Source organism: Bradyrhizobium centrolobii, from assembly GCF_001641635.1.
Lineage (GTDB): Bacteria > Pseudomonadota > Alphaproteobacteria > Rhizobiales > Xanthobacteraceae > Bradyrhizobium > Bradyrhizobium centrolobii.
The window spans coordinates 1-23,588 of record NZ_LUUB01000045.1 but is presented as its reverse complement, the minus strand read 5'-3'; the positions used below and the strand labels follow the sequence as shown (position 1 = coordinate 23,588).

Annotated in this window: 22 protein-coding genes; 8 read left to right on the top strand and 14 right to left on the bottom strand. The window is 63.3% G+C overall.

All coding sequences use genetic code 11. The features are described 5' to 3' along the window. Nucleotides 1–307 precede the first annotated feature (307 nt). From AYJ54_RS12195 to AYJ54_RS49235, 6 genes are all read left to right on the top strand, one after another. The gene (locus AYJ54_RS12195) at nucleotides 308–898 is read left to right on the top strand and encodes an ANTAR domain-containing response regulator (RefSeq protein ID WP_063699152.1); all 591 of its coding nucleotides are present in this window, start codon (nucleotides 308–310) and stop codon (nucleotides 896–898) included. After that, nucleotides 895–2,064: a CmpA/NrtA family ABC transporter substrate-binding protein gene (locus AYJ54_RS12190; RefSeq protein WP_063699151.1), complete on the top strand. Its 1,170-nt coding sequence runs from the start codon at nucleotides 895–897 to the stop codon at nucleotides 2,062–2,064. Before AYJ54_RS12195 ends, AYJ54_RS12190 begins: the two co-directional genes overlap by 4 nt. A 346-nt stretch (nucleotides 2,065–2,410) precedes the next feature. Beyond that, the gene (locus tag AYJ54_RS12185; RefSeq protein ID WP_063699150.1) at nucleotides 2,411–3,241 is read left to right on the top strand and encodes a formate/nitrite transporter family protein; all 831 of its coding nucleotides are present in this window, start codon (nucleotides 2,411–2,413) and stop codon (nucleotides 3,239–3,241) included. 13 nt (nucleotides 3,242–3,254) lie between these two features. Further along, a complete protein-coding gene (locus AYJ54_RS12180) occupies nucleotides 3,255–5,057 on the top strand; it encodes a NirA family protein (protein WP_063699149.1) in 1,803 nt (600 codons plus the stop codon). After that, the gene (locus AYJ54_RS12175) at nucleotides 5,054–6,673 is read left to right on the top strand and encodes a sulfite reductase subunit alpha (RefSeq protein WP_063699148.1); all 1,620 of its coding nucleotides are present in this window, start codon (nucleotides 5,054–5,056) and stop codon (nucleotides 6,671–6,673) included. The genes AYJ54_RS12180 and AYJ54_RS12175 overlap by 4 nt, the downstream gene beginning before the upstream one ends. Before the next feature lie 339 nt (nucleotides 6,674–7,012). Beyond that, nucleotides 7,013–7,165: a hypothetical protein gene (locus AYJ54_RS49235; protein ID WP_201724176.1), complete on the top strand. Its 153-nt coding sequence runs from the start codon at nucleotides 7,013–7,015 to the stop codon at nucleotides 7,163–7,165. 101 nt (nucleotides 7,166–7,266) lie between these two features. Here the strand turns inward: AYJ54_RS49235 and AYJ54_RS12170 are convergent, their stop codons facing one another. From AYJ54_RS12170 to pxpB, 3 genes are read right to left on the bottom strand one after another with little or no spacing between them, the layout of a single operon-like run. Beyond that, entirely contained in the window at nucleotides 7,267–8,037 is a 771-nt protein-coding gene (locus AYJ54_RS12170) for a LamB/YcsF family protein (RefSeq protein WP_063699147.1), read from the bottom strand. A gap of 30 nt (nucleotides 8,038–8,067) precedes the next feature. Then, nucleotides 8,068–9,105: a 5-oxoprolinase subunit C family protein gene (locus AYJ54_RS12165; RefSeq protein ID WP_063699146.1), complete on the bottom strand. Its 1,038-nt coding sequence runs from the start codon at nucleotides 9,103–9,105 to the stop codon at nucleotides 8,068–8,070. After that, a complete protein-coding gene (pxpB, locus tag AYJ54_RS12160; protein ID WP_063699145.1) occupies nucleotides 9,102–9,833 on the bottom strand; it encodes a 5-oxoprolinase subunit PxpB in 732 nt (243 codons plus the stop codon). Before pxpB ends, AYJ54_RS12165 begins: the two co-directional genes overlap by 4 nt. A gap of 232 nt (nucleotides 9,834–10,065) precedes the next feature. Here pxpB and AYJ54_RS12155 point away from each other — a divergent pair, with 232 nt between their 5' ends. Together AYJ54_RS12155 and AYJ54_RS12150 are read left to right on the top strand one after the other, a co-directional pair. Next, nucleotides 10,066–10,764 carry a ribonuclease activity regulator RraA gene (locus AYJ54_RS12155; protein WP_063699144.1) on the top strand — a complete coding sequence of 233 codons (699 nt, stop codon included), beginning with the start codon at nucleotides 10,066–10,068 and terminating at the stop codon, nucleotides 10,762–10,764. 24 nt (nucleotides 10,765–10,788) lie between these two features. Next, on the top strand, nucleotides 10,789–11,193 hold the full coding sequence (locus AYJ54_RS12150) for a (R)-mandelonitrile lyase (protein WP_063699143.1): 405 nt from the start codon (nucleotides 10,789–10,791) through the stop codon (nucleotides 11,191–11,193). A 120-nt stretch (nucleotides 11,194–11,313) separates the two neighbouring features. On the opposite strand, the gene AYJ54_RS12145 is transcribed toward AYJ54_RS12150, so the two are convergent. From AYJ54_RS12145 to ltrA, 11 genes are all read right to left on the bottom strand, one after another. Beyond that, complete coding sequence (locus tag AYJ54_RS12145; RefSeq protein WP_063699142.1) at nucleotides 11,314–11,499, bottom strand: hypothetical protein; 186 nt, start codon at nucleotides 11,497–11,499, stop codon at nucleotides 11,314–11,316. A gap of 64 nt (nucleotides 11,500–11,563) precedes the next feature. Further along, complete coding sequence (locus AYJ54_RS12140) at nucleotides 11,564–11,776, bottom strand: hypothetical protein (protein WP_063699141.1); 213 nt, start codon at nucleotides 11,774–11,776, stop codon at nucleotides 11,564–11,566. Beyond that, on the bottom strand, nucleotides 11,773–12,408 hold the full coding sequence (locus AYJ54_RS12135) for a hypothetical protein (RefSeq protein WP_063699140.1): 636 nt from the start codon (nucleotides 12,406–12,408) through the stop codon (nucleotides 11,773–11,775). The genes AYJ54_RS12140 and AYJ54_RS12135 overlap by 4 nt, the downstream gene beginning before the upstream one ends. Before the next feature lie 21 nt (nucleotides 12,409–12,429). Beyond that, nucleotides 12,430–13,581, bottom strand: coding sequence for a TAXI family TRAP transporter solute-binding subunit (locus tag AYJ54_RS12130; RefSeq protein ID WP_245328999.1), 1,152 nt, complete (start codon nucleotides 13,579–13,581; stop codon nucleotides 12,430–12,432). 382 nt (nucleotides 13,582–13,963) lie between these two features. Beyond that, a complete protein-coding gene (locus AYJ54_RS12125; protein ID WP_245328998.1) occupies nucleotides 13,964–15,226 on the bottom strand; it encodes an MFS transporter in 1,263 nt (420 codons plus the stop codon). 145 nt (nucleotides 15,227–15,371) lie between these two features. Further along, entirely contained in the window at nucleotides 15,372–16,097 is a 726-nt protein-coding gene (locus tag AYJ54_RS12120; RefSeq protein ID WP_063699137.1) for a LamG domain-containing protein, read from the bottom strand. Continuing rightward, nucleotides 16,094–17,449: an ABC transporter permease subunit gene (locus AYJ54_RS12115; protein WP_283808652.1), complete on the bottom strand. Its 1,356-nt coding sequence runs from the start codon at nucleotides 17,447–17,449 to the stop codon at nucleotides 16,094–16,096. Before AYJ54_RS12115 ends, AYJ54_RS12120 begins: the two co-directional genes overlap by 4 nt. A 7-nt stretch (nucleotides 17,450–17,456) precedes the next feature. Beyond that, a complete protein-coding gene (locus AYJ54_RS12110) occupies nucleotides 17,457–18,203 on the bottom strand; it encodes an ABC transporter ATP-binding protein (protein WP_063699136.1) in 747 nt (248 codons plus the stop codon). A gap of 366 nt (nucleotides 18,204–18,569) precedes the next feature. Then, entirely contained in the window at nucleotides 18,570–19,385 is an 816-nt protein-coding gene (locus AYJ54_RS12105; protein ID WP_063699263.1) for a DUF2147 domain-containing protein, read from the bottom strand. A gap of 359 nt (nucleotides 19,386–19,744) precedes the next feature. Then, entirely contained in the window at nucleotides 19,745–21,262 is a 1,518-nt protein-coding gene (locus AYJ54_RS12100; protein ID WP_063699135.1) for a glycosyltransferase family protein, read from the bottom strand. 492 nt (nucleotides 21,263–21,754) lie between these two features. Then, nucleotides 21,755–23,038, bottom strand: coding sequence for a group II intron reverse transcriptase/maturase (gene ltrA, locus AYJ54_RS12095; protein ID WP_201724175.1), 1,284 nt, complete (start codon nucleotides 23,036–23,038; stop codon nucleotides 21,755–21,757). Nucleotides 23,039–23,588 lie beyond the last annotated feature (550 nt).

Genomic DNA, 23,588 nt, shown 5'->3' with positions numbered 1-23,588 from the left:
TGCTTCGCATCCGAAAGCCGACATCTCGCCTTGATCCGTACACGACCTAATTGACGAGTTGATTGTCTAGACGACAGCCGCCTTCGGGCGGCATTTCTTTCTTGGGGGTGGGCGGCCCAGAAAGTTTACATTCGTTGTCTCAGGACCACCCGAGCGACACGAAGCTGACCTTGGGCGCAGCCGTCTGATCCATACCTGATCTGCCTGATTGGCTGCCGGCGGCTAGTCCTAATTTCCCACAATTACAACCCTTTGCATGGCGCCCGGGCGTGCTATGGATGCAGTCCGCCGGGTGGTGAGTTGAGCGATGAGCGCCGAACAGTCGCCGAAAATTGTGATTGTCGACGAAAGCCCGATCCGGGCCGCGATCCTTGAGGAAGGCTTGCGGGAGGCGGGCTTCACCGAGGTCGTCCATATCCGCGAGATGCAGAGCCTGCTCGCGCGCATCTACGCCGTCGATCCCGACATCATCCTGATCGACCTGGAGAACCCGAGCCGCGACGTGCTGGAACAGATGTTCCAGGTCAGCCGTGCCGTACGGCGGCCGATCGCGATGTTCGTCGACCAGAGCGATTCGGCCTCGATCCAGGCGTCCGTGGAGGCGGGGGTGTCCGCCTACATCGTCGACGGACTAAAGAAGGAGCGCATCAAGCCGATCCTCGACCTCTGCGTGTCCCGCTTCAATGCCTTCGCCAAGCTCCAGGAGGAGCTGGAGCGCACCAAGTCGCAGCTCGAGGACCGCAAGATCATCGAGCGTGCCAAGGGAATCCTGATGAAGGTCAAGGGCCTCACCGAGGACGAGGCCTATGTGCTGCTGCGCTCCACCGCCATGCGCGAGAAGAAGAAGATCGGCGAGATCGCCCAGTCGATCATCACCGCGTCGGAGATGCTGAAATGACTGGACCGCTCCGCATAGGGTTCATCCCGCTGGTCGATGCCGCAGCGCTGATCGTCGCCGTCGACAAGGGGTTTACCGCCGTCGAAGGGCTCGAGGTCGAGCTGGTGCGCGAGGTCTCCTGGTCCAACGTCCGCGACAAGCTGAATATCGGCCTGTTCGACGTCGCGCATCTCTTGGCGCCGGTTGCGATCGCGTCCTCGCTCGGGCTCGGCCACGTCAAGGTGCCGATCGCCGCGCCCTTCAACCTCGGCATCAACGGCAACGCGATCACGGTCTCGCCGGCGCTCCATGCAGCGCTGATGGAGGAGATCGACGGCGACCGCTTCGATCCGCTTGCTACCGCAAGGGCGCTGGCGCGGGTGGTCGCAAAGCGTCGCAAGGCTGGCGCCGAGCCCCTGACCTTCGGCATGACCTTTCCGTTCTCGACCCACAATTACCAGCTCCGGTTCTGGATGGCGGCGGCCGGCGTCGATCCCGACGAGGATGTGCGCCTGGTGGTGCTGCCGCCGCCCTACATGGTCGACAGCCTCGCCAATGGTCATGTCGATGCGTTCTGCGTCGGCGCGCCCTGGAATTCGGTCGCCGTCGATCTCGGCATCGGCCATATCCTGCACTTCGTCTCTGACATCCTCGTGCATGCCGCGGAGAAGGTGCTGGCGGTCCGCCAGACCTGGGCCGAGAAGAATTCCGAAACGGTTGCCGCTCTTGTGCGCGCCGCAGTCAAGGGCGCCGCATTCATCGAGCAGCCGGAGAACCGGATCGAGGCTGCGCGGATCCTCGCTCGGCCGGAGCGGATCGACGTCGATGCCGAAGTGGTTCAGCGCACGCTCGACGGGCGCCTGAAGATCTCGCCTGACGGTGCGATGCGCGAAAGCGGCCGCTACCTGCTGGTCGGACGCGAAGGGGCAGGGCGGCCCGATCCGGCTCAGGCTGCCTGGCTCTACGCTCAGATGGTGCGTTGGGGGCAGACGGCGCTGAGCCCGGAGGCCCTCGTCACGGCGATGGGTGTGTTCCGGCCGGATCTCTATGACGCTGCCGTGGGGCAGAGCGCGGGCACCGCAGACGCGCCGGGCGGGTCGTTCGGCGCGTTTGCAGGACCCGCCTTCGACCCCCGGGATGTCGCCGGCTATCTCGCTTCATTCGACGTCGCGCGTCGCGCCCGCTAAGTCTGCCTAAAAATTAGGCATATTGATTCGAAGCTTAATCTTTGGGCTATTGCTGCCCGAAGCAGCATGAATGTTGGTCCACTTCATGCACCGCACACAAATCTAAATAGCTGATTCCAAGCCATTTCTGGATTTTTGCTGCGTTGGCACACTCCTTGAATAGGAGGAGGCAAGCCGCCCGGCGTGGGCGCCGGCGGCCCCAAGTCCATGATGGATTTCCGCAGCAACGAGGCTGATCGGATCGCCCAGGGTTCCGGTTAGGCCGCGCGTGCCTGCAATCGTGCTCCCAGCGATCAACGTCGTTTCAACCCGTTGTGGCCGCAAGCGCGGCAGCTGGAGCTTCGATATGGATTACGCAAAACCCTCTGACGTCGTGGCCTCGATGGTCGATGCCAGCCTGAAGAAGCTGGCGCTCGCCCCGCGCGACATCATGATCCGTGGCGCGATCTCGGGGGCGTTGTTAGGAGCCGCCACCACGCTCGCCTTCACCGGCGCCCTCACGACCGGCCAGCCCCTCGTCGGCGCGCTGATCTTTCCCGTCAGCCTCGTGATGATCGTCCTGCTCGGCCTCGAGCTCGTCACAGGGAGTTTCGCCATCGTGCCGCTCGCACGGCTCGAGGGCAAAGCCACCTGGAATGCCGTGATCGCGAACTGGTCCTGGGTCTTCGTCGCCAACCTGCTCGGCAGCCTCGCTTTCGGCGTGCTGATCGCGATCTCGCTCACCAACATGGGCAAGGTCGAAGTGGCCGGCGTCGCCGCGCGCATCGTCGCTGTCGCCGAAGCCAAGACGATCGGCAATGCCGCGATCGGCACCGCCGGCATGGTCTCCGTCTTCGTGAAGGCCATCCTCTGCAACTGGCTGGTCTGCCTCGGCGTGGTCATGGCGATGACCTCGACCTCCACGGTCGGTAAGATCGCGGCGACGTGGCTGCCGATCTTCCTGTTCTTCGCGCTCGGCTTCGAGCACGCCGTCGTCAACATGTTCGTCATTCCGACCGGCATGCTGCTCGGCGCCAAGGTCAGCCTCTCGGACTGGTGGCTCTGGAATCAGATTCCCGTGACGCTCGGCAATCTCGTCGGCGGCTTCGTCTTCACCGGTCTTGCGCTCTACGCAACGTACAAGCCCGCAAAGCCGGCAGCCGAAGTGGCGCAGGTCGCGGTCCAGGCAGCAGAGTAGGTCCATTCAGCCCATGAAACTCGACACAGCACCCACGGCCGACTTCTCCGACGAGCAGAAGCGCTATCTCGAAGGCTTCATGTCCGGCCTCCAGGTCGGACGTGTCGGGCGCGCGTTTGTCGCCGGCGGCGCGCCTGCCAACGCAGGCAGCGCGCCGTCGGAGCCGACGGGTCCCGATGCCGCCGCCATCAAGGCGCAGGACAAGCTCACTGCGGCGGGCAAGAAGCTCACCGACCAGGAGAAATTCAAGCGGGAGCTGCATCCCTTCGACGGCTATGAACGGCTGAAGGATCAGGCGCGCAACAACGCAAATCCGACGCCGGCGGACAATTTCCGCTGGCGCTATTACGGCATCTTCTGGGTGGCGCCGGCGCAGACCTCCTACATGGCGCGCCTGCGCATCCCCAATGGCATCCTGAAGCACTGGCAGATCTCGGGCCTTGCCGATCTGGCCGAGGCTTATGGCGGTGGCTACACCCACGTCACGACGCGCGCCAACTTCCAGATCCGCGAGATCGAGCCGAAGAACGCGGTCGCGCTGATCGAGGGCATCCAGGACATCGGCCTGTGCTCGCGCGGGTCCGGTGCGGACAACATCCGCAACGTCACGGGCACGCCGACGGCGGGCATCGATCCGCAGGAGCTGCTCGACACGCGCTCCTACGCGCGCGAATGGCACTACCACATCCTCAACGACCGCTCGCTCTACGGCCTGCCGCGCAAGTTCAATGTCGCCTTCGACGGCGCGGGTCGCATCGCCGTGCTGGAAGAAACCAACGACATCGCGTTCTCCGCGGTCGAGGTGAAGGACGGTTTTGGCGTCGACGCGGGCGTCTGGTTCCGGCTCGGCATCGGTGGCATCACCGGCCACAAGGACTTTGCCAAGTATTCGGGCATCGTCGTTCGCCCCGAGGACGCCACCGCAGTTGCTGATGCCATCGTGCGCGTCTTCATCGAGCATGGTGACCGCACCAACCGCACCAAGGCGCGCCTGAAATACGTGCTGGACAGCATGGGGCACGACCAGTTCCTCAAGCTCGTCGAGGAGCGGCTCAAGAAACCCTTCGCGCGCGTGCCGGCGGATGCGTTTGCACCGCGCCCAAGCTTCGATCGCATGGCCCATGTCGGCGTGCACAAACAGAAGCAGGCTGGTCTCAACTGGGTCGGCGTGGCGCTGCCGGTCGGCAAGCTCACCTGCGAGCAGATGCGCGGCATCGCCAGGATCGCCCAGGACCTCGGCGACGGCGACATCCGCCTGACCGTCTGGCAGAACTTCCTGATCTCGGGCGTGCGCGACGAGAACGTGGCGCTGGTGACGGCGGCCGTCGAAAAGCTCGGCCTCGCCACGCAAGTCTCGAACGTCCGCGCCGGCCTGATCGCCTGCACCGGCAATGCCGGCTGCAAGTTCGCCGCCTCCGACACCAAGCGGCACGCGGCTGCGATCGGCGACTGGTGCGACGCGCGCATCAACCTCGACACGCCGCTCAACATCCATCTGACCGGCTGCCACCACTCCTGCGCCCAGCACTACATCTCCGACATCGGCCTGATCGCGGCCAAGGTGCCGGGTGCGACGGAGGAGGACCAGGTCGAGGGCTATCACCTCTTCACCGGTGGCGGCTTCGGCCCCGATGCCGATATCGGGCAGGAGGTCTATCACGACGTCAAAGCCGAGGACGCGCCAAAACGCGTCGAGGGGCTGCTGAAAGCGTATCTCGCCAATCGCACCTCGCCCGACGAGACGTTCCTCGCTTTCTCACGTCGCCACGACGGCGAAGCCCTGCGCAAACTGGCCGGAGCGGAAGTCACAGCATGACCCAGATGCCTGTCCCACCGAAACTCGAGATCATCCCGCCCAACGCGCCCTTCAGCGAAGGCCAGCGGCTGTGGCTGAATGGATTTCTCGTGGGCATGTTCGGCCTCGACGGCTCGACGCCGCTGTCGCCGGCAGAGAACGGGGCCGTGCTCGCGCCGCCGCAGGGCGACGGCGATGACGGCGAGGCGCCCTGGCACGATCCGGCGATGGTGATCGCCGATCGCATGAAGCTCGCGGAGGGCAGGCCGCTCCGTCGCCGCATGATGGCGGCGATGGCGCAGCAGGATTGCGGGCAGTGCGGCTACAACTGCGCCGACTATTCGGATGCGATCGCCAACAAGAGCGAAGCCCGCCTCAACCTCTGCGCCCCCGGCGGCAAGGAGACGGCGCGGATGCTGAAACAGCTTTACGAGGAGCTCGACAAGGCACCGGCGGCGAAGCCTGCCGCGGGTGCGGCAGCTCCAGCTGCGAGCGCGCCGGCTGCGCCGGAAGTGAAGGCCGAACTCGGCCGCGCCCGCGAAAATCCGGCCGAGGCGACCTTCCTGTCGCGGCGCCTGCTCAACAAGCAGGGCTCCGAGAAAGAGACCTATCACATCGAGTTCGATCTCTCCGAGAGCAAGCTCGACTATGTCGTCGGCGACAGTTTTGGCGTGTTCGCGCGCAACGATGTCGGTCAAGTTGATCAGATCATCGCGTTGCTCGGCGCATCCCATACCACCAAGGTGAACGGCAAGACGCTGCGCGAGGCGCTGATCGAGGACGTCTCGCTGTCGCCGGCGCCCGACAAGCTGTTCGAACTGATCTCCTTCATCACCGGCGGCGCGCAGCGCGAGAAGGCGCGGGCACTGGCGCAGGGCGAGGATCCCGATGGCGATGCCGCCACCCTCGACGTGATGGCCGCGCTCCAGAAGTTCTCCGGCACGAGGCCGCATCCTGAAGCCTTCGTCGAGGCGCTTGAGCCGCTGCAGCCGCGGCTCTATTCGATCTCGTCGTCGCACAATGCGACGCCCGGAAAGCTGTCGCTGACGGTCGATTCCGTCCGCTACGTCATCGGCAAGCGCAAGCGCCTCGGCGTCGCCTCGACGTTCCTCGGCGAACGCATCAACGAAGGCGAGAAGCTCAAGGTCTACGTGCAGAAGGCGCACGGATTCGGCCTGCCGCAGGATCCGAAGACACCGGTCATCATGATCGGCCCCGGCACCGGCGTCGCGCCGTTCCGCGCTTTCCTGCTCGACCGCAAGGCGACCGGCGCGCCCGGCAAGAACTGGCTGTTCTTCGGCCATCAGCGCAGCGATTGCGATTTCTTCTACAGGGATGAGCTCAACGCGTTGAAGACCTCGGGTCTTCTGACCCGCCTGTCGCTGGCCTGGTCGCGCGACGGCGAGAAGAAATTCTACGTGCAGGATCGCATGCGCGAGCTCGGCCGCGAGATCTGGACATGGCTCGCCGAGGGCGCGCATCTCTACATCTGCGGCGATGCCAAGCGCATGGCGAAAGACGTCGAGCGTGCGCTCGTCGACATCGTGGCCCAGTTCGGCGCGCGCTCGACCGATGAAGCCGTGAGTTTCGTTGCTGAGCTCAAGAAGAAGGGCAGGTTCCAGGCTGACGTCTACTAAAGCGTGATGAGATCAGGATGAATCGTCCTCCCGCCGCACGCGCAAGGGATTACGCTCGTCGTCGTCGGCTACTTTGCATGGGGTTGTTTTCGACATTTTGTCGGACGGGCGCTGATCCCTTGCCCGAAACCTCATTCGTAGCAAGCCCTGGCGGAGCTGGAACCGGTTCCAATCGGCTCGGACTTTAGCGAATAAGATTCTTGGAACCCGAGCCCGAAGAGAATTTCTTCCCGCTATAGGGGATCTGAAGAGAAGCCTTGTCGCTATTTCCGGTTCCGTATTGCCTGCAGGCAAGGTTGATCTTTCATAATGCCGCAAATGGGGCATTGGAGATCGACCATGCGCGAACTGTCGGCGGAAGCCAGACTGCATTTCTACGCGCGTTCGCTCTCCCGGCGGACCAGGGCGAGCGTTCACCACATTGCACTCTTCAGTGCCTTCGCGGTCATCGCGGCCATCGTCTTCGGCACGCTGTCGATGCACCCGTTCTGATGAGGCTTCGTAGGGTGGGTTAGCGAAGCGTAACCCACCACTTTCGTCGCCGCGCAAGAAGAGGTGGGTTACGCTTCGCTAACCCACCCCACAATCTTGCGTCAGGGCGCCCGCTTGAACGGCGCCACCGCGATCCCCGCATCCTTCAACGCCTGACGCACGCCCCGCGCGATCTCGACCGCGCCGGGCGTGTCGCCGTGGATGCAGACCGTGTCCGTGCGCATTTTGATGACCTTGCCGGTCACTGACACGACCGCGCCGTCCTGCACCATGCGGACCACGCGATCGGCGATCGCCTTGGCATCATGAAGCACCGCGCCGGGCTTCTTGCGCGAGACCAGGTTGCCGTCGTCCTCATAGGCGCGGTCGGCGAACACCTCGTGCACCATCGACAGGTTGGCGTCTTCGCCGGCCTTCACCAGCTTCGAATTGGCGAGCACGACGAAGATCAGGCTGGGATCGACCGCCCTGATGCCGGCGGCGATCGCCTTTGCCGTCATGTCGTCCTCGCAGGCGACGTTCGACAGCGCGCCATGCGCCTTCACATGCGTCACCTTGTGGCCGGCGGCCGTGGCGATCGCCTGCAACGCGCCGATCTGATAGGCGACGAGATTCTCGATCTCGGACGCCTTCAGTCCGAGGATCGGATGGCGACCGAAACCGTGCAGGTCACGATAGCCGGGATGCGCGCCGACCGAGACGCCGCGCGCCTTCGCAAGCTCGACCGTCCTGCGCATGATGTCGGGATCGCCGGCGTGGAAGCCGCAGGCGACGTTCACGGAGCTCGCAAGCTCGATCATGGCAGCGTCGTTGCCCATCTCCCACGCGCCAAATCCTTCGCCGAGGTCGCAATTGAGATCGATCGTCTTCATGGTGCTCTCCGCCTCTGGTCTTCTTGTCGATTACGGCTCCGCCGATACCTGCCACGTTCCGGCATCGATTGCGCTCACCGCATAGCCGGCAACATTAGCATCCTGTAGTGCCTCGATGTTGAGCGCGACCGTGTCGGCCGACCGCAGCCGGTCGGGCAGGCTGCGGATGAGCTGCGCGAACTTGCGCGCCTCGTCCTGCGCCTCGGCCATGGTGACCTGCTTGAAGCGGAACGCGGTTCCAGCCGAGGTCTGCGCGAGCCGGCCGAAATCGGCCGTGATCACGGTTGCGATCTTCGGATAACCGCCGGAGGTGCCGCGGTCCATCATCAGCGCGATCGGCGCGCCGTTGCCGGGCACCTGGATGCTGCCGTTGACCGTGCCGTCGGAAACGATGTTGTGGCCGTGGAGGTGCTTGATCGCGGGGCCCTCGAGCCGGTAGCCCATGCGGTCGGAGGTTGGCGAGATCTTCCACTCGCTCGCGAGGAACAGTGCCTTGTTGGCATCGTCGAACTCGTCGTCCTGCGGACCCAGCACGACGCGGATCGGGCCCGCGACCGGCTTCGGCAATTCGATCCGCAGTTCCGACGCGCCGCTTGCCGCGTCGACAGTGAATTCGTCGCCGGCCAGAAGCGGGCGCGGGTAGGGGCTGCCGAGCCCCGCGCGCGCGTTCACCGCGAGGCTGCCGAACACCGGCTCGCCCTGGATGCCGCCTTCGATCGCGAGATAGCTGAAGGCACCGCCGCGGGCGAAGCCGAGCGTCAGCGTCTCGCCGTCCTTCAGCGTCACGGAACTGTCGAACGCCACCGCCCGCCCGGCGATGTCGGCATTACGCGGCGCTCCAGCAAGCGCGACGCGAACGGCGCCGTCACGGGCGGTGAAGGAGGCGCCGAACGGGCCGATCTCGACACCGGCTGCGAACGGCTCGTTGCCGACGAGGCAATTGGCAGCTGCCAGCGCCAGTCGGTCCATCGCGCCGCTCGGCGTCAGGCCATAGCGCTGCGAGCCGGGGCGGCCGCCATCCTGGACGGAACTCGCAGGGCCGATGCTGGCGACGACGAGGCGGCTCATGAGGCCACCTGCTCGGCAATCAGCTCACCCGCTTCCGCGGCGCGGTCCTGCTCCGCGAACGTCTTGTGGTCGATGGCAAAAAACGTCACGCGATCACCGGGTTCGGTGAGAAAGGTCGGATTCCGGTGGAGCTGATAGGTCCGCACCGGCGTGCGGCCCAGCAGGTGCCAGCCGCTGGGGCCTGCGAGGCACTGGATGCCAGTCTGGATGCCACCGATCGAGATCGTGCCGGCCGGCGTGAGCAGCCGCGGATTCTTCCGCCGGGGCATGTGCAGCGATTTCTCCAGGCCGCTGAGATAGGACCAGCCCGGCGTGAAGCCGATCATGGCGACGCGGTAGTCGCCGGCGACATGGCGGGCCACGATGTCATCGGGCGTGGTGTTCAGCGCTTTCGCGACATCCTCGAGATCGACGCCGTGCTCGCCGCCGTACGCCACCGGAATGCGCCAGCGGCGCGCCTTCACGCTCGGCGGCAGCGGCTGGCTGGCGAGCGCGAGCAGCTTGTCGCTCAGCGCATCAAATCCGATCCTGCCGGGGTCGTAGTGCACCAGCAGCGAGCGATAGGTCGGCACGGATTCGGTGATGCCATCGATGCTTGCAGCGGCGAGCGCTTTGTCGAGCGCCAGCACGCGCTGGTTGGCGTCATCGTCGATGGTCCGGCTGAACTCGACCGTGACGGCACTGTCGCCACTGGGCAGGAGGCGGGGCGGGGGAAGCGTCGCGGCCATGAGCTGTCGAAATTGGCTTGCAAAGCGCGGCCTCAGCCTTGAGTTCCGCGTCACCCTGCTTCGCGTAAATGCGCCCGCAAGTCCAATAAATTAATGCAGGGGTCGCCGATAAAGCCTTGTTATCGCATCGCATAACAGCTCTGCGGGCGTCCCTCACGGCCCTTGACGGAAGCCCCGCGCCTCGCAAGATGCGCGCGTCCTTTTCCCGCCCATCCGGAGCTCGTCTGTTTCCATGTCGCTATCCCCCGAAGCCTGCAAGACCCTCGCCGGCATCACCACCGCCACCATCACCACGGTCCTGCTCAAGAAGGGCCTGCGCAACGTGTGGATGCGCGGTGCGCGTCCGCTGCGGCCCGGTTTGCCCCGCCTGGTGGGACCGGCCTTCACGCTGCGCTTCGTGCCGGCGCGCGAGGATCTGGCGACGCCGGAATCCTGGTCTTCGCCGATCTCGACCCGCACCGCGATCGAGGCGATGCCGGAGGGCTGCATCGCGGTGGTCGATGCCATGGGCATCACCGATGCCGGCATCTTCGGCGACATCCTCTGCGCACGCATGGTCAAGCGCGGGGTCACCGCGCTCGTCACCGACGGCGTCGTGCGTGACGTCGAGGGCGTGCTCGGCACCAATCTGCCGGTCTGGTGCGATGGCTATGCCGCGCCGCCGTCCGTTGCGGGCCTGACCTTCGTCGGCTGGGGCGAGCCGATCGGCTGCGGCGGCGTCGCGGTGTTCCCGAACGACATCGTGGTCGCCGACCAGGATGGCTGCGTGCTGATCCCGCAGGCGATGCTTGATCACGTGCTTGCCGAAGGCGTCGAGCAGGAACGTATGGAAGCCTGGATCGTCAACGAGGTGAACAACGGCGCCGTGCTGCCCGGCCTTTATCCCATGAACGCCGAGACCAAGGCGCGCTACGCGGCAAGCAAGAAGTAACGACAAACCAAGCGAGGTCATCCCATGGAGATCCACGTCGCAGGCACGCGGCCGACCCGTCGCGCGCCCAAGGAAAACTTCACCGGCACCGTGCTGCAGGACCCCGTGATCATGGCGCCCGCGCCGGCACGGCTGAACTGCTCGCGCGTCTCGTTCGAGCCCGGCGCACGCACCAACTGGCATCACCATCCACTCGGGCAGACGCTGTACGTGATCTCGGGCGTCGGCCGGATCCAGGCCAAGGGCGGCCCGATCCGCGAGATCCGTCCGGGCGACACCGTCTGGATCCCGCCGGGGGAATTGCACTGGCACGGCGCCTCGCCGACCAACGGCATGACGCACATCGCCATGCAGGAAGCGCTCGATGGCGTCTACTCGACCTGGCTGGAGCCGGTGACTGACGCGGAATACTCGGCGGCGGTGGGCTAACTCTCGTGCCCCGGACAAGACCCATCGCCTCAAGGCGATGGGTCGCGATCCCGGGCCCAGAATTTCCACGGTATCAACTGACCAGGTTGTCGCAGCGCTTCACGCCGCGCCACGGGCCGCTCACAGGACATCGCGGCCCGCCGCGGTGATCCGGTATTCGACCTCACCTGAGGCGAGTGGTTCGGTCTCAACAAGCCCGAGTTCGACGAGTCGGGCGACGATTTCGTGGTCGAACAGGGGCGGGCTGATCCAGGCTTCGGAAGCCAACCGCCTGAGGAAGTCGCGCTCGGTCGCGGTAAGGTCCATCGGACAAAATCTCGCTTACCCAAAACTGAAGCGGCAGGCGTGTACTGGTTCCGGCGGACGACCTCTAGATATCTCCGAAAGCGCTCCAGAGCCCGATTGCGGTGGGCAAGAGGGCAACGCTCGACCATAGCGCGGGTGCACTGGAGCTTAGGCCGACAACAAATATCCAGACGCCGAAGCCCATTATGAGACCCGAAATCGCATAGGCGAGTACCTTTTCCATCGGCAAAAACAAGCTGCTGTGGATGATGCCGTTGCCCAAGGTGACAAACGTCATTTTGCGACGCGCGCTTCCTCCTTCTTGCTCACGTGCCAGATCACGAAGTGGTAGTGCGGAACGTCCACTCCTGGATGACCCGGGTTGAAGTAGATGCTGACGTGGTCAACTGTTCCAGCGAAGCCCGGCGCCTCCAACGACTTGTGATCGTCGATATCCTTCGTGGGCACCATATACACGCTCGCCACCAGTTGATCCCTGCGATCAAAGCAAAGAAAGGGCCCTAGCGGCAGAGTCTCGGGTTTGACAAAGAGGATACCCAGGCCAGGAAAGAACTTGGGGAAGTTCACGAGGTCGCTGACGCGCTTGTATCCGTTGTTTTCGGCGATCTTACGCTGATTTGGCGGTGAGCGGGCGACGTGGGGCTTCCTGCGCTCTTTGCTGACCTGGCGAGGCATCGCTTTGGCGCGAGGTACCGCTTTGGCTTTCCCGACCTTGTCGGCCGATTGCACCCTAGTCGGTGTGGGCGCGGCTGGCTGCACCGTGGTCGGGGCAGGCGCCACCGGCTGCATCCCGGTCGGGGCGGGCGCCCCCAGCGCTGGAAGTTGAAAAAATTGAGCGGCAGGCCGTTTCACGTCGGCGGTCAACGCGAGCAACACAACCAGGACCGAGATCACCAGTGAACTGCGCATCAAGACCTCCCAATGCCTGGGTCATCGGCCCTGCTGACGTTCTCGCCACCGCATAAAGTCCTGGAACAATTGTTCGCGGTCCGGCGGATTGCTGATTGACTTCTGCTCGAGGAAACGACCGAACGCCTTGCGAAGCGCGGCCTCTCCGCCGGATTGCTGCTGGAGCCAGCGCTCCGCCGGTCGAAATCGCCGCCAACCAGGGAGCAGCGCGGCCAGGTTCACCTCTCGCCACTTCGGGTGATGACCGTCGCCGAGAAATTCAGGAAACCGCGAGAACAGTGTCTGCACGAACAGTTCCAGGAGCGGAAACCGCTCGCTGCGGATCGGCCAATTGTAAGCGAAAAGCGCGCACTTGATTGCTATGGTGTCGACGCTGTCAGAGTCCCCGATGATGTCCGGGTAATCTTCGTGGCGGAGAGTCGATGGCAGATAATCATGCTGCAGCATCTCCCTCGAATAGGGGATGGACAGAAAGTGCAAGCCGTCGCCTTGCGCGTAGCGGGCCAGGAATCCAACCGGCTTGCCCGACACCAGCAAGGCGCCGGAGATTTGCCCCTTCCGCATCCCATCGAGCGCTGAGTCCAGAGTCAGGTTAGATTCGCTGACCTTCACCTGCAGATGGTTGAGCACCTCGCGGCCAAGGACAGCGCCAGCACTGCCTTCTTCGCCGAGATTGACCCTTTTTCCCGCAAGATCCGACAAGCTCTTGATCTCGGACCGCGCGAGGAGATGGAACTCTTCGACAAACAACGGGGTGATGTAGACAAGCTTGTTGCCGATATCTCCAAGCGTTCCCGTCGATCGGAGACGATCAGCCAGCAGGACAGGAGCGATCGCCATGTCGGCACCTGCCAGGCTGAGTATGTCGATGATGTTGCGGATGCCACCATTTCCCACCATCGGCAGCACCCGCAATGCGACCTCGCCGTGAGGGCCGGTCTCCTGGCCGCTGGCCAGGGTGGTTGCGATGTCCTGAGCTATGGCGAACTCGGTGCTCTGCGCCGCACCGGTTACAAATCCTGTCGTGTGCGGATCAGATGTTGCTGCTTCCTTCCTGGGGGCACTTTCCTTCCGCGGAGACACCTTCGCCGCTTCGTTTGGAGAAACGGTTTGCGCGAGGGATGTCTGGACCTGCCCGCCGAGCCAGGTCGCGGCAATGAATGCGGTGAACAAACCGGCCCGCACAGCCCCGCAGACCCTCATTGTTCAAACCTGTTCGCGGCGTCAGCGCCCGCTTGGCGCGCTCTTGTCTAGCCCGCAAATCTCACTCGGCCCATCCGTCGCGCGACAGGCTGGAATGGGTTTGCTTGGGTCCCAACGCACCGAGAGGAGCGGCGTTCCCGATGAGACGTCTGCTTGCTATTGTGCCGGGAGAACGAACCGTTGCCATGCCAAACCGCGGCGCGCCCGGATGCGCTGACTGCCGCGCTGCCAGAAGCGACCTGACCTTCTCTAGCTTTCGCGGCCTTGAGACAGTGGATTGCCCTGCGCAAGGACGGGTGTGCTCGCCAGCACGACCGTCGAAGCCGCTGCTGCAACGAAACTTCGGCGTTCTCTATCGACTGTCATCCCACTCTCCGCTGTTGAACGCGCCGAACCTCGAAGTCTGCCCAGTCCTCCCGATCGACCGCTCGACCGCCCCTTCGGCTTCTTCGGGCGGTTTGATGTGACGGAACGACAGCAGCAGTGTGATGTCATAGGCGATCTTGAGAGCGCCGCAGATCACGAGCGGGAGTCCCGAAAATGCCGTATCGAGCATCGCGCCAGCCGCGCTCGGACTGATTGCGGAGGCAAGGCTGCGCGGGACTGCGGTCACGCTGGCGGCCGCCGGGCGTTCCTCGGGTGTGACAACCGCCATAACGTAGGAGGTGCGTGTCGGGACATCCATCTGCGACAGCGCCGCCCGGATCGAAAGCAGGATCAGTACGACCGTCAGGTTCGGAATGAGAGCGGCCGCGATCAGGCAGACGCTTGAGGGGATGTGTGTGAAGACCATTGTGTTGACCAGCCCAAATCGCTGCGACAGTCTTGCGGCGAGCGGATAGGAAAAGGCCGAAAGCGTGTTGGACCAGAAAAAGAAGAGGCTTGCGCTCGAAAGCGAGAGATCGAAGCGCTCGAACAGCCACAAAGCGACAAGCGATTGAACGGCAAAGCCCCCGGCAAACGCATCAACACTGAAGAGAGCTGCAAGCCGGTAGACAACTTGTCGCGAGGGACCAAGAACGGAAGCCTCCGGTCGTGTGTCTATTGCGGGTGAGGATTCTGGTAGCAGTCGATAGAGGACTGCGCCGATGAGACCAAGGGTGGTATAGACGAAAAACATGGACTTCAGGGCAGCGAGCCTTGGCATGTCAGACGAAACAAGAAGGTCGGGCGCCGTGGCTACCAAGGCGCCCGCCGCAGTCGAGAGTCCGCCAATCAGGCTATAGCGGGCAAAGACCTGCGTCCGTTTCTGATCGCTCGCACTTGCCAGCAGTGCGTGCTCGAGCGGCACGAAGATCCCGATATCGCCCGGCGAGGGATTGATCGTTCCGACAAAGGCCAGGACCAAAATGACCGGAAAAACCTCGGCAAACGGAAACGTCAGACCCGTCAGCATCATCGCGAGCGCGCTCAAGAATAAGAGTGTGCGCAAGTCGCGATGAGATCCCAGCCAACCGACGCCCAGCGTGAGGATCGCGGTCCCCAGCAGGGCACCGGTGGCGACCACGCCGATCTGGAAAGGGGAGTAACCCAGTTCGACGAGGTAAGCCGGCAGAAGGATCGTGGCAAAGCCGTCACCAAGCCCGCGCGCCGCGCGTGCACTGAACAGCAACACGATTATGGACCGCGGCTTTAGCCGCAGTTCCACGTTCTGAGTGGTATCTGACCTAACGTTCATTCGCGCAGTGCCTCCAACAGTCCGGTTGCAGGCACCCACGCACTCGCGGGCGCGCCACGCGAGAGCGGCGCCGGTGCCTCATTCAATTGCCGGCAGCTACGGTGTAATCCGCGAAATACATGTGGCTGTCGGCCTTCGACCAAAGCCCGATCCGACCGGAGACAGGTTGAGTCAGCGTGTGCTCCAAATAGAGCTTGCCATCCAGATAGCCTTCCACCTTCGTGCCGTTGACGCGGATTTTGAGGTCGTGCCACTGCCGCGTCGCGGTCGGTGTATTGCGTACCCATTTGACGGAAGAGCGCTTGCCGTTCTCGAACTTCCACAGCACGATATTGTTCTCTAGACAGTTCGCGCGGACTGTCAGGTAGTCCCCGTTGGGCTTGAGGTTAAAGAGAATGCCGGCGCCCTGATCAATGCGACCGGACAAGCCTTCAAAGCGCACCGAAATTTCACCATTGGTGAAATTCTCTACCTTCGGCGCAACCACGTACGGATAATAGGCGTATGCCTGCACGCGATCGAGGAATTCTGCATACCGTTCCCCGTAGAGCGCACGTGCCTTGTCGGCGATGCCTGCTGACGATTGCCCTTCCTTCCACTGGCGGCCATCGACCGTGAGCACCTTCTTGCCGGCGTCCTCCTCGATCCTCCAGAAGCCCACCACTGGCACGAGTGATTTTGGCTCTCCGCCCACGGTTTCATTCGAGAGGTCAATCTTGATTGGTTCTGCGTTCAAGCTGGGCAGCGCTAGCGCCGCACAACCGATTGCCAAGAGGATGACTACTCCGATTTTCTGGCGGACACTCATGGCTTAACTCCTTGATGAATGCGAGAGCCTTTGTCTGGAGGGAGCCGGCGAATGTGTCGCCAGGCGAGCACGATCAAGAGCGGCAAGCCGCCGAAAAACCAGAGCAGCATCGCGTCCGCGCTAGCGACCAAAGGATAACCGGGATACTCTTCGCCCACGCTGGGCGCCGGCGGCTGCACGCCCGCGAGCGCATATAGCAGCGGCAGTATCTCACGCGGGCTGGTGGAGCGACTTAGGTCGCTTCGATCACCGTAGACATATTCGATCTGGCCATAGGCATCTGACGGATTCGCAACGTTGGGCCGCTCGTTCGCGAGAACGACGGTGACGTCAGGTAGGGCGCGCTCGAGCTTCCCGAGAACGTTCCGTCGAAGATCGATATAACGAGGGTCCTCAGCGGCTAGATTGATCCTGATGATCAAGGGCCGCCGAAGTGTCGCGAGCAAGCGTTCATCTGCTGACGAAAACGAGTTGCGACGATCCTCGCTGAGATCCACCGACGCCCTGACCTGCGCTGCGACGGTGAGCGCAACGACGACCACAAGCACACAAGACACAGAGCGGATGATTTTCGTTCGCACCGGCGTACCGGGAGGGAGCCAGACAACCGTCAGCGCAGCGAGCGCACCAATGACGGCCACTATTCTCAGCACGAGGCCCGTCGAGAGAAGTCCCTGCTCAAAGGGCCGCAGTGTCTGCGTTAGCGACAATTGGGCAAGCCAAGCCGACAGGCCCGAGCGGCCCGCGAGTGTGAAATCCAGCACCCACGATCCGATCGTGACTGCGAGCGCGATGATGGCGGCCGTAGCCGAGTTGTCGGAGATAACCGCGGCGAACAGCCCAATGGCGCCCACCAGGCCACCGTAGAGCAGATGACCGAACAGAAGGTTCAGCGTCTCCGACGCAGCCAGATGGCCGCCCAATATTGCCCACGCGAGCAGCGCAGAAAGCGCAGGTATGCTCACCACGAGCCAGGCTGCCAGCACAGCACAGAACTTCGTTGCGATCAGGGTCGAGGGTCGGTACGGAAATTGAACGAGCAAGCTCAACGCGCCACTTTCCTTCTCCTGGCCCAGCACCCGGATCGCCACGAAGGGGAACAACAACGTCACCGCGACATAGAACGAGCCGAATGTCGGGACCAGGATTCCATCAAGCGGTGACAGGCTCGTTGCCAGAACTGGCGACTGCAGGGCAGGGGCACTTGATTCGCTGTAGAGCGAGACTGCCTGGGCGAAGCTGTATCCGACGAGCGGACAGACCAGCAGCAACATCGTCCAAAGTGCTCGCCCGGCCGTGATCTCGCGAAGCTCCTTTGCGAGCAGCGGACCGATCGGTGCGGTCGGCGGCACGTATGCCTCATGTGAGCGCAAGGAAGATATCCTCCAGCGAGCCGTTCGGCAGTCCCGTCTGCACACGCAGTTCCGCAAGTCCTCCGGACCCGCGCACCTGCCCAGCCGAGAGCAGGATGAGGCGGTCACAGACCCGTTCGGCATCCGCCAACTGATGAATGGAGAGGATCAGCGTGCGTCCGCGGGCCGTCTCGCGACGCAGTACGCCCATGACATCGCGCGTCTGCCGCAAATCAAATCCGTCAAACGGCTCGTCCATCAACAACAGATCATGCGGCGCAAGCAGTCCGATGGTCAGCATCAGGCGTCGGGCATAGCCCTTTGATAGAGCGTGTACCCGCTTTCGAAGCACCGGCCGTAACCCGAGTGCTTCGATCGTCGACCGGATGTCTGCATCTGACCGTTGAAAGACGTTGGCGACAAACGACACGACCTGCTGTGCCGACTGGTCTTGGTATGGACGGACGCCATCAGGCAGGTAGAACAAGACGTCACGTCGACGGCCTGCGTGCAACGGCTCTCCGCGCCAAGAGACGTCGCCTGAATTCACCGGGAGGAGTCCGGCAATGGCTTCCAGCAGCGTCGTCTTGCCGGCGCCGTTTGGACCGATGATGCCAAGGATTTCACCCGCAACAGCAGAGAACGTCACACCGTCGATAGCGGCGCCGTCGCTTCCGTAGCGCTTGGTCAGATTTCTCACGCCCAGCAAAGGTGCTGAACGGTGTGGCGAAGGCCTGTCGTTGACGGTTGACATGCTGCGTCCTTCTCAGAATCCGGACGCGATGCTTGGGCATGTCGCCTCATGGGGAGATCGCCGTCCCCAAGCCCACGACTTTGCCAAAGCGGAATTGCTTGTCAATCAGGAACCAGCAGAAGCGAGGCCCGCGAACTTCGCCGGTTATTCAATTCAGTTTGATCAAGCCCCACGGCACGCGGCGCTCTGTAGCAGCGAGTGCGGGCCAATCACGTGCCGCTCTCATAGCCAGCCTGATTTCAGCGGTTCTCTTCAGGTTGGTGAATCCCGATACGCAATCGCGCATTGTGGAAGCCCGAGATTCCGGGTTCGGCTCTGCGAGCCGCCCCGGAATGACGTCATGAGGTTTCAGAATGGCAGTCGGCCCTAGTTCAAGCGCGTCCAGGTCTGGCCGCCGCAGAACATGCCGCCGAAGGCGCAGCCCTGCACGCGCAATCGGTCCGTGCCCTTCATCGCGATGGTGGAGTCGTAGGTCGAGCCGGTGTTGGGATCGAGGATGCGGCCGGACCATTTCTGGTCCTTGCCGGGCTTCATGTTGATCAGCACCTGCTCGCCGTTCTGGCTCGATTTGGCGTCGACCGAATAGCCGCAGAGATTGGTGCCGCATTGCTCGATGCGGACCTTGCCTTCCTTCTCCTCCGTGAGCCAGACGCCGAGCGGCGAATTGAGATCGCGCGTCGGTGCGGCTGTGGGCGCCGGTGGCGCGGCGGCCACAGTCGGGGCCGGCGGTGGCGCTACCGCAGGGGCGGCCTGCTGCTCGACCGGGGCGGGTGCCGGGGGCGGCAGCACGGCGGTATCGGCCGGCGCATTGGTCGCGGTCGTTGTCGGTGGCGCAGCCGGCGGAGCGGTTGGCGCCGGAGGCGGCGCTGCTGCAGCGGGCGCAGGTGCTGGAGCCTGCTCGGCCGCTGGCGGCGCTGCGACGGGAGCAGGGGCCGGCGCCGGAGCGGCCGACGGCTGCGGATCGACCTTGGCTTGCTGCGGCGTCTGCTGATCCGGCTTCGCCTCGTTCTTCTTGGCCTTCTTGGCCTTGCCGTGGCCGGTGTTGTCATAGACGCCGGGGATCGAAACCGTGCCGCGGTCGGGATCGATGCGGATGGTGCGACCGCCATATTCGAAGGTGTACTGCGCCTGAGCAGCGGTGCTCGCCAAAAGGAATGCGGCCGTGGCCAACAGCTTCCTCATTTCCATCTCCTGAGCAGGTGGTCCCCGCACCGACGCTTACGCCTCGGCCCGATCGCAAAACGTGATCTAGATCACTTTCATCGTGTGAGTCGTCCTCCCGCCGATCTTGGTTCAATAACACCGAAGTCGGTCCAGAGTTGGACAGCGGCGGCTGCGGGCAGGCGCGAGAGGCTTGCCTGGACGGGTGCAGGGCTGAAAGTACAGCCGTAGTGGTTGAAGTCATCCGACGGAACACGCCGCCCGAGCGGCGGTCGCCGTACGGCGATCTGCGGTCTCGCCGTAGCAGGAGACCCGATGCCAGGGCGTGCACTCAAGAAGGCGTATTGCCGCTCGTGCCCCAACTCGGACATTGGCGGGAGCTAATAATTGAGGCGGACGAGGACGTCGTTGATCTCAAAGGGCGTTGCGGACGTTGCGTCGCAGGCCCCGCTGCGCGCAAAGATGCAGGCAATGCCGTCATCACCCATGCTCGCGCAGCTGCGCTGTGAAAAATCCGCAGGCAGCTCGCTCGCCGAACTCGGCGGGGCAATGATGCGGTTAAACGCCTGTTCGTTCTTCTTCACCAAGACCGGAAGGCGTCCCGTGGCCAGAGGATCCTCGGGATGAAATGCGTATAGAGGTTCGCCGCGGGCCAATCGCTCGCTCCCGGGCAGCAAGTGGTAGGACGTGACGTAGAGTGCCAGACCGCAGAGTTCGGGATCGGCGCGCAGGTCCGCGGCCAGTCGAGCCGCCCCCGTGCCACGCATCCAATTGTCTTGCATCAGTTTCGTCGTATCGGCGAGCCCGAGCGAAAGCAGCACCCAGCCGCCGGCGATGATCGGCAGCGCCCAACGGCGCCATGCGGGCCTCGCGCGCAGCATCTGGCCCCAATCGGCAGAGCCAAGCGCCGCAGCGATGATGAGCAGGACGACCGACAGGAATATGAAGCGATATTCCTTGTGCTGGATCGCGCTATGAAAGGCGATATTCACGACCGCCGCGACGATGAGCAGCGGAGCGTGGCGCCAGCCACGCCGAAGCGCGCAGAGCAACAGCAGCGTTGCTCCCGACCAGATAATCAAGAGCTCGTAGAGGTAGGCCATGGCCGGGGCTACTCCGAATTCGGATGCCCGGTCATGCAGCAGGTTCTGTTCGATGTTCAGGATCAGCCATTCGAAAGGTGCGACCCCGTAGGCGACATCGACCATGGCAGCCAGCGCCAGAACGAGAAGCCCTCCACTGACCAGCGGAATCGCATTTCGCCACTGCCTCCAACACGCCCCAAGCGCGAACACCGCCATGGCCGGCGCATACTGGAAGCGCCAGACAAAGGCGAGGGCGAGCAGCGCGCCGCCGACGGCGAGCCGCTTCCACGAGAGGTCGCCTGTCAGCAGCAAGGCCGCCGGCGCGATCAGGGCCGTGGTCAAAGGTTCGCTCAGTGTGTGTGGCGCGAAGTAGACGATCTCAAACCAGATCGCGGCGACCAAAGCCGCAACGATCGCGTGCATTCGCGAGACCCGCGCCCCGAAGAACCAGGCACTGACGACGATCGATAGCGACGCAAGTCCGACAGCCGCGCGAGGCACGATGAAGGCGCCAGCTCCACCCGGCGCCAGCCGGTCACCCAAGACGACCGGTCCCGCGAACAAGGTGGGCAAGAACCAGCTCCGAATGCCGTCTCGCCATTCCCAGGTAACGATCCCGTCGTGCCCCAGCAGACGCCAGGCCGGTTCCAGATACTGAAATATCTCGTCGGGATGATTGATGTTTGGCCAGAAAGCGAGCGGCAGCCGGACTGCCACCGCCAGCAAGAGCAGCACGCCGAGTGGGTGGCACCGCTCCGCAAACGCTCTGACCTTGACAGCGAGGTCAGGCGCAACGTCGGCGTTTGTCGTCATTGTCTTTTCCGGCGTCACGCAATGAACCGCGCTACAGCTTGACGTGAGCGGTCTCGCATAATTTGCTTTTTTGACCTGCATCACGCGATGCGAATATCCATCGCTTTAGACGTGATCGATCTAAAGGCGAGTAAATTTCGATTGCGCAGTCGTGGCGATACAAGCAGAAGTAATTTCTGGTTAACGTTCGCTCAACCTGATTGCGTAGGCCTCGATCCCTGATGTCATGTCACACCGGGGTGCTCACGGGCGCGTACTCACGAATCTTCGTCCATGTCCGCTTCGCTCCGATAGCGACCGCTCTTGTGCAACCGCAGTAAATGAAGCGAAGGGTAGAGTCGAGATGTGGCGCGGTGGCGGTAGGCTGAACATATCTGTTTGCCGCCTCTTTCGTCTGGCGGTGCCTTAGTGGTTCACCCTTGGCTCCGTTTCCACATCCCGCTCATCGAACCGGACAGGCAGATTTCCCGCATCCGGCTCTCGGACAAGACTTCAAGCCTTCGCCCACGGCATGTCGCGCCCAAGCGCGGTTAGGCGTACGAGCCCGAAGTACCCATAGAGGTGCGAGAGTGGATAGGTCCCGCCCCTGCGTCGCCTGACCTTGTGCTTGAAGCGCAACCACCGGCGCAACCGCGCAGCCGCGTAGTTGTCGAGCGCCCGATACGCTTTGGTGACGGTGCCTACTTTGAAGTAGTTCGCCCATCCGCGCAGCGTGCGGTTCAACTGGCCTACGAGCTCCGTGGTCTCTTGCCAAGTTCCTGATCGGGCGGTGACCGTGTGAATGCTTTCGATCACGCGTTTGATGCTCTTGCGCGATGGCCGGTACCCCAGGCGCGCCTGGCCGGTTTTCGCTGAGTACATCCGCCCGAACGTGTAACCCAGGAAGTCGAACTCTCCTTCCGGCACCTTGCAGATTCGTGTCTTCTCCTCGTTGACCATCAGCTTCAGCCTTCCCATGATCCTGCGCAGTTGTCGCAAGGCCTCTTCAGCTTTGCCCCGCCTGCGCAGGATTACGAGATCGTCGGCGTAGGTCACGATACGAGAGCCGAGGCTTCGCTCCAGCCCGAGCATCTTCCATCCCAGCACAAACCGGCGCATGTAGAGGTTAGCCAGCAGTGGTGAGATGGGTGAGCCTTGCGGGATGCCGCGCCGGTTGTCCCGGGCCTCGGTCGTCCGTGTCTTTCGTCCTCGATCGTCGGTTTCCTCCACGGGACACTCCAGCCACATCTTGATCAGATGCAGCACGCGCCGATCCATGATCCGGCGCGCCACCGACTTGAGAAGGTCGGTATGCGGAATGCTCCCGAAGTAGTCCGCGAGGTCGGCGTCGACGACTTCCGGGTGACCACGGAACAGCTGCGCTTCCACCTCGACCACCGCCTGTTGGGCATTTCGCCCGGGACGGTAGGCATACTGCTCTGGTGGAAGATCGGCCTCGAAGATCGGTTCCAGCACCAGCATCGCTGCGGTCATGCAGACCCGATCACGCAAGGTCGAGATGCCCAATGGCCTGAGTTTGCCATTGGCCTTCGGTATGTACACTCTTCTGATAGGGTCCGGTCGATACGTCTCCTGCCTGAGCGCAAGCGCCAGTTCGCCAAGCCACCGCTGCACCCCATACGCCTCGATGTCCGCGAAGTCCTGACCGTCCACGCCCGGTGCGCCCTTGTTGGAGCGGCATTGGGCATAGGCATGGGCCAAGATGTCTTCCCGGCTGATCTTGTCGTACAGGGCGTAGAAGCGGTAGCCAGCTTCTGCCTTCGCTTTCGCGTGCAACGCCGTCTGCAGTTTCTGAACACTCTTCGGAGTTGATAGGTTGCCCAATCCCCAGGTCCCTCACCACGTCTTTGCGTTCGTCTTGAACTGAGGTCCCTTCCCTCCCCCGGCGTTACCCGGTTTCACCGGTACTACGAACCCCTCCGCATCCCCACGGCGCCCGGCCTATCCCTCGCGGGCGTCCGGTTGGTCATCCCTGACCACGTCGTGGGGCCTCCCGTGTTGCGTACGCTTTCCTTGTGTACATGCCGTCGCCACTACCCCGGCACAGCGACTGGAGGTATTGCTTCGCTCACTTCGCCCCAGTCGTGTCAGCCTTCCCTGATATGGCCGTCAGGTCGGCCTGTGCATCGTCCTTTTCGAGGCTTGCTCGGCGTTCACTCGCGTTACGGCCTGCACACTCGCGCGGTCACCGTATATCGTGACACGCTATCCGAAGGCTTCAGCCACTTCGTCACCTCCATAGCTGCTCCGGTTGCTTCCGGCTGGAGCGTTTGCCGGGTGGGGCTTGCACCCACTGGAAAGCGCCGCCTTATCACGGCGCACGCCA

What these genes read in the sequence shown, in the direction of transcription:
- AYJ54_RS12195 (WP_063699152.1), top strand. Translation starts at nt 308, where the DNA reads ATGAGCGCCGAACAGTCGCCGAAAATTGTGATTGTCGACGAAAGCCCG.
- AYJ54_RS12190 (WP_063699151.1), top strand. Translation starts at nt 895, where the DNA reads ATGACTGGACCGCTCCGCATAGGGTTCATCCCGCTGGTCGATGCCGCA.
- AYJ54_RS12185 (WP_063699150.1), top strand. Translation starts at nt 2,411, where the DNA reads ATGGATTACGCAAAACCCTCTGACGTCGTGGCCTCGATGGTCGATGCC.
- AYJ54_RS12180 (WP_063699149.1), top strand. Translation starts at nt 3,255, where the DNA reads ATGAAACTCGACACAGCACCCACGGCCGACTTCTCCGACGAGCAGAAG.
- AYJ54_RS12175 (WP_063699148.1), top strand. Translation starts at nt 5,054, where the DNA reads ATGACCCAGATGCCTGTCCCACCGAAACTCGAGATCATCCCGCCCAAC.
- AYJ54_RS49235 (WP_201724176.1), top strand. Translation starts at nt 7,013, where the DNA reads ATGCGCGAACTGTCGGCGGAAGCCAGACTGCATTTCTACGCGCGTTCG.
- AYJ54_RS12170 (WP_063699147.1), bottom strand. Translation starts at nt 8,037, where the DNA reads ATGAAGACGATCGATCTCAATTGCGACCTCGGCGAAGGATTTGGCGCG.
- AYJ54_RS12165 (WP_063699146.1), bottom strand. Translation starts at nt 9,105, where the DNA reads ATGAGCCGCCTCGTCGTCGCCAGCATCGGCCCTGCGAGTTCCGTCCAG.
- pxpB (WP_063699145.1), bottom strand. Translation starts at nt 9,833, where the DNA reads ATGGCCGCGACGCTTCCCCCGCCCCGCCTCCTGCCCAGTGGCGACAGT.
- AYJ54_RS12155 (WP_063699144.1), top strand. Translation starts at nt 10,066, where the DNA reads ATGTCGCTATCCCCCGAAGCCTGCAAGACCCTCGCCGGCATCACCACC.
- AYJ54_RS12150 (WP_063699143.1), top strand. Translation starts at nt 10,789, where the DNA reads ATGGAGATCCACGTCGCAGGCACGCGGCCGACCCGTCGCGCGCCCAAG.
- AYJ54_RS12145 (WP_063699142.1), bottom strand. Translation starts at nt 11,499, where the DNA reads ATGGACCTTACCGCGACCGAGCGCGACTTCCTCAGGCGGTTGGCTTCC.
- AYJ54_RS12140 (WP_063699141.1), bottom strand. Translation starts at nt 11,776, where the DNA reads ATGACGTTTGTCACCTTGGGCAACGGCATCATCCACAGCAGCTTGTTT.
- AYJ54_RS12135 (WP_063699140.1), bottom strand. Translation starts at nt 12,408, where the DNA reads ATGCGCAGTTCACTGGTGATCTCGGTCCTGGTTGTGTTGCTCGCGTTG.
- AYJ54_RS12120 (WP_063699137.1), bottom strand. Translation starts at nt 16,097, where the DNA reads ATGAGTGTCCGCCAGAAAATCGGAGTAGTCATCCTCTTGGCAATCGGT.
- AYJ54_RS12110 (WP_063699136.1), bottom strand. Translation starts at nt 18,203, where the DNA reads ATGTCAACCGTCAACGACAGGCCTTCGCCACACCGTTCAGCACCTTTG.
- AYJ54_RS12105 (WP_063699263.1), bottom strand. Translation starts at nt 19,385, where the DNA reads ATGAGGAAGCTGTTGGCCACGGCCGCATTCCTTTTGGCGAGCACCGCT.
- AYJ54_RS12100 (WP_063699135.1), bottom strand. Translation starts at nt 21,262, where the DNA reads ATGACGACAAACGCCGACGTTGCGCCTGACCTCGCTGTCAAGGTCAGA.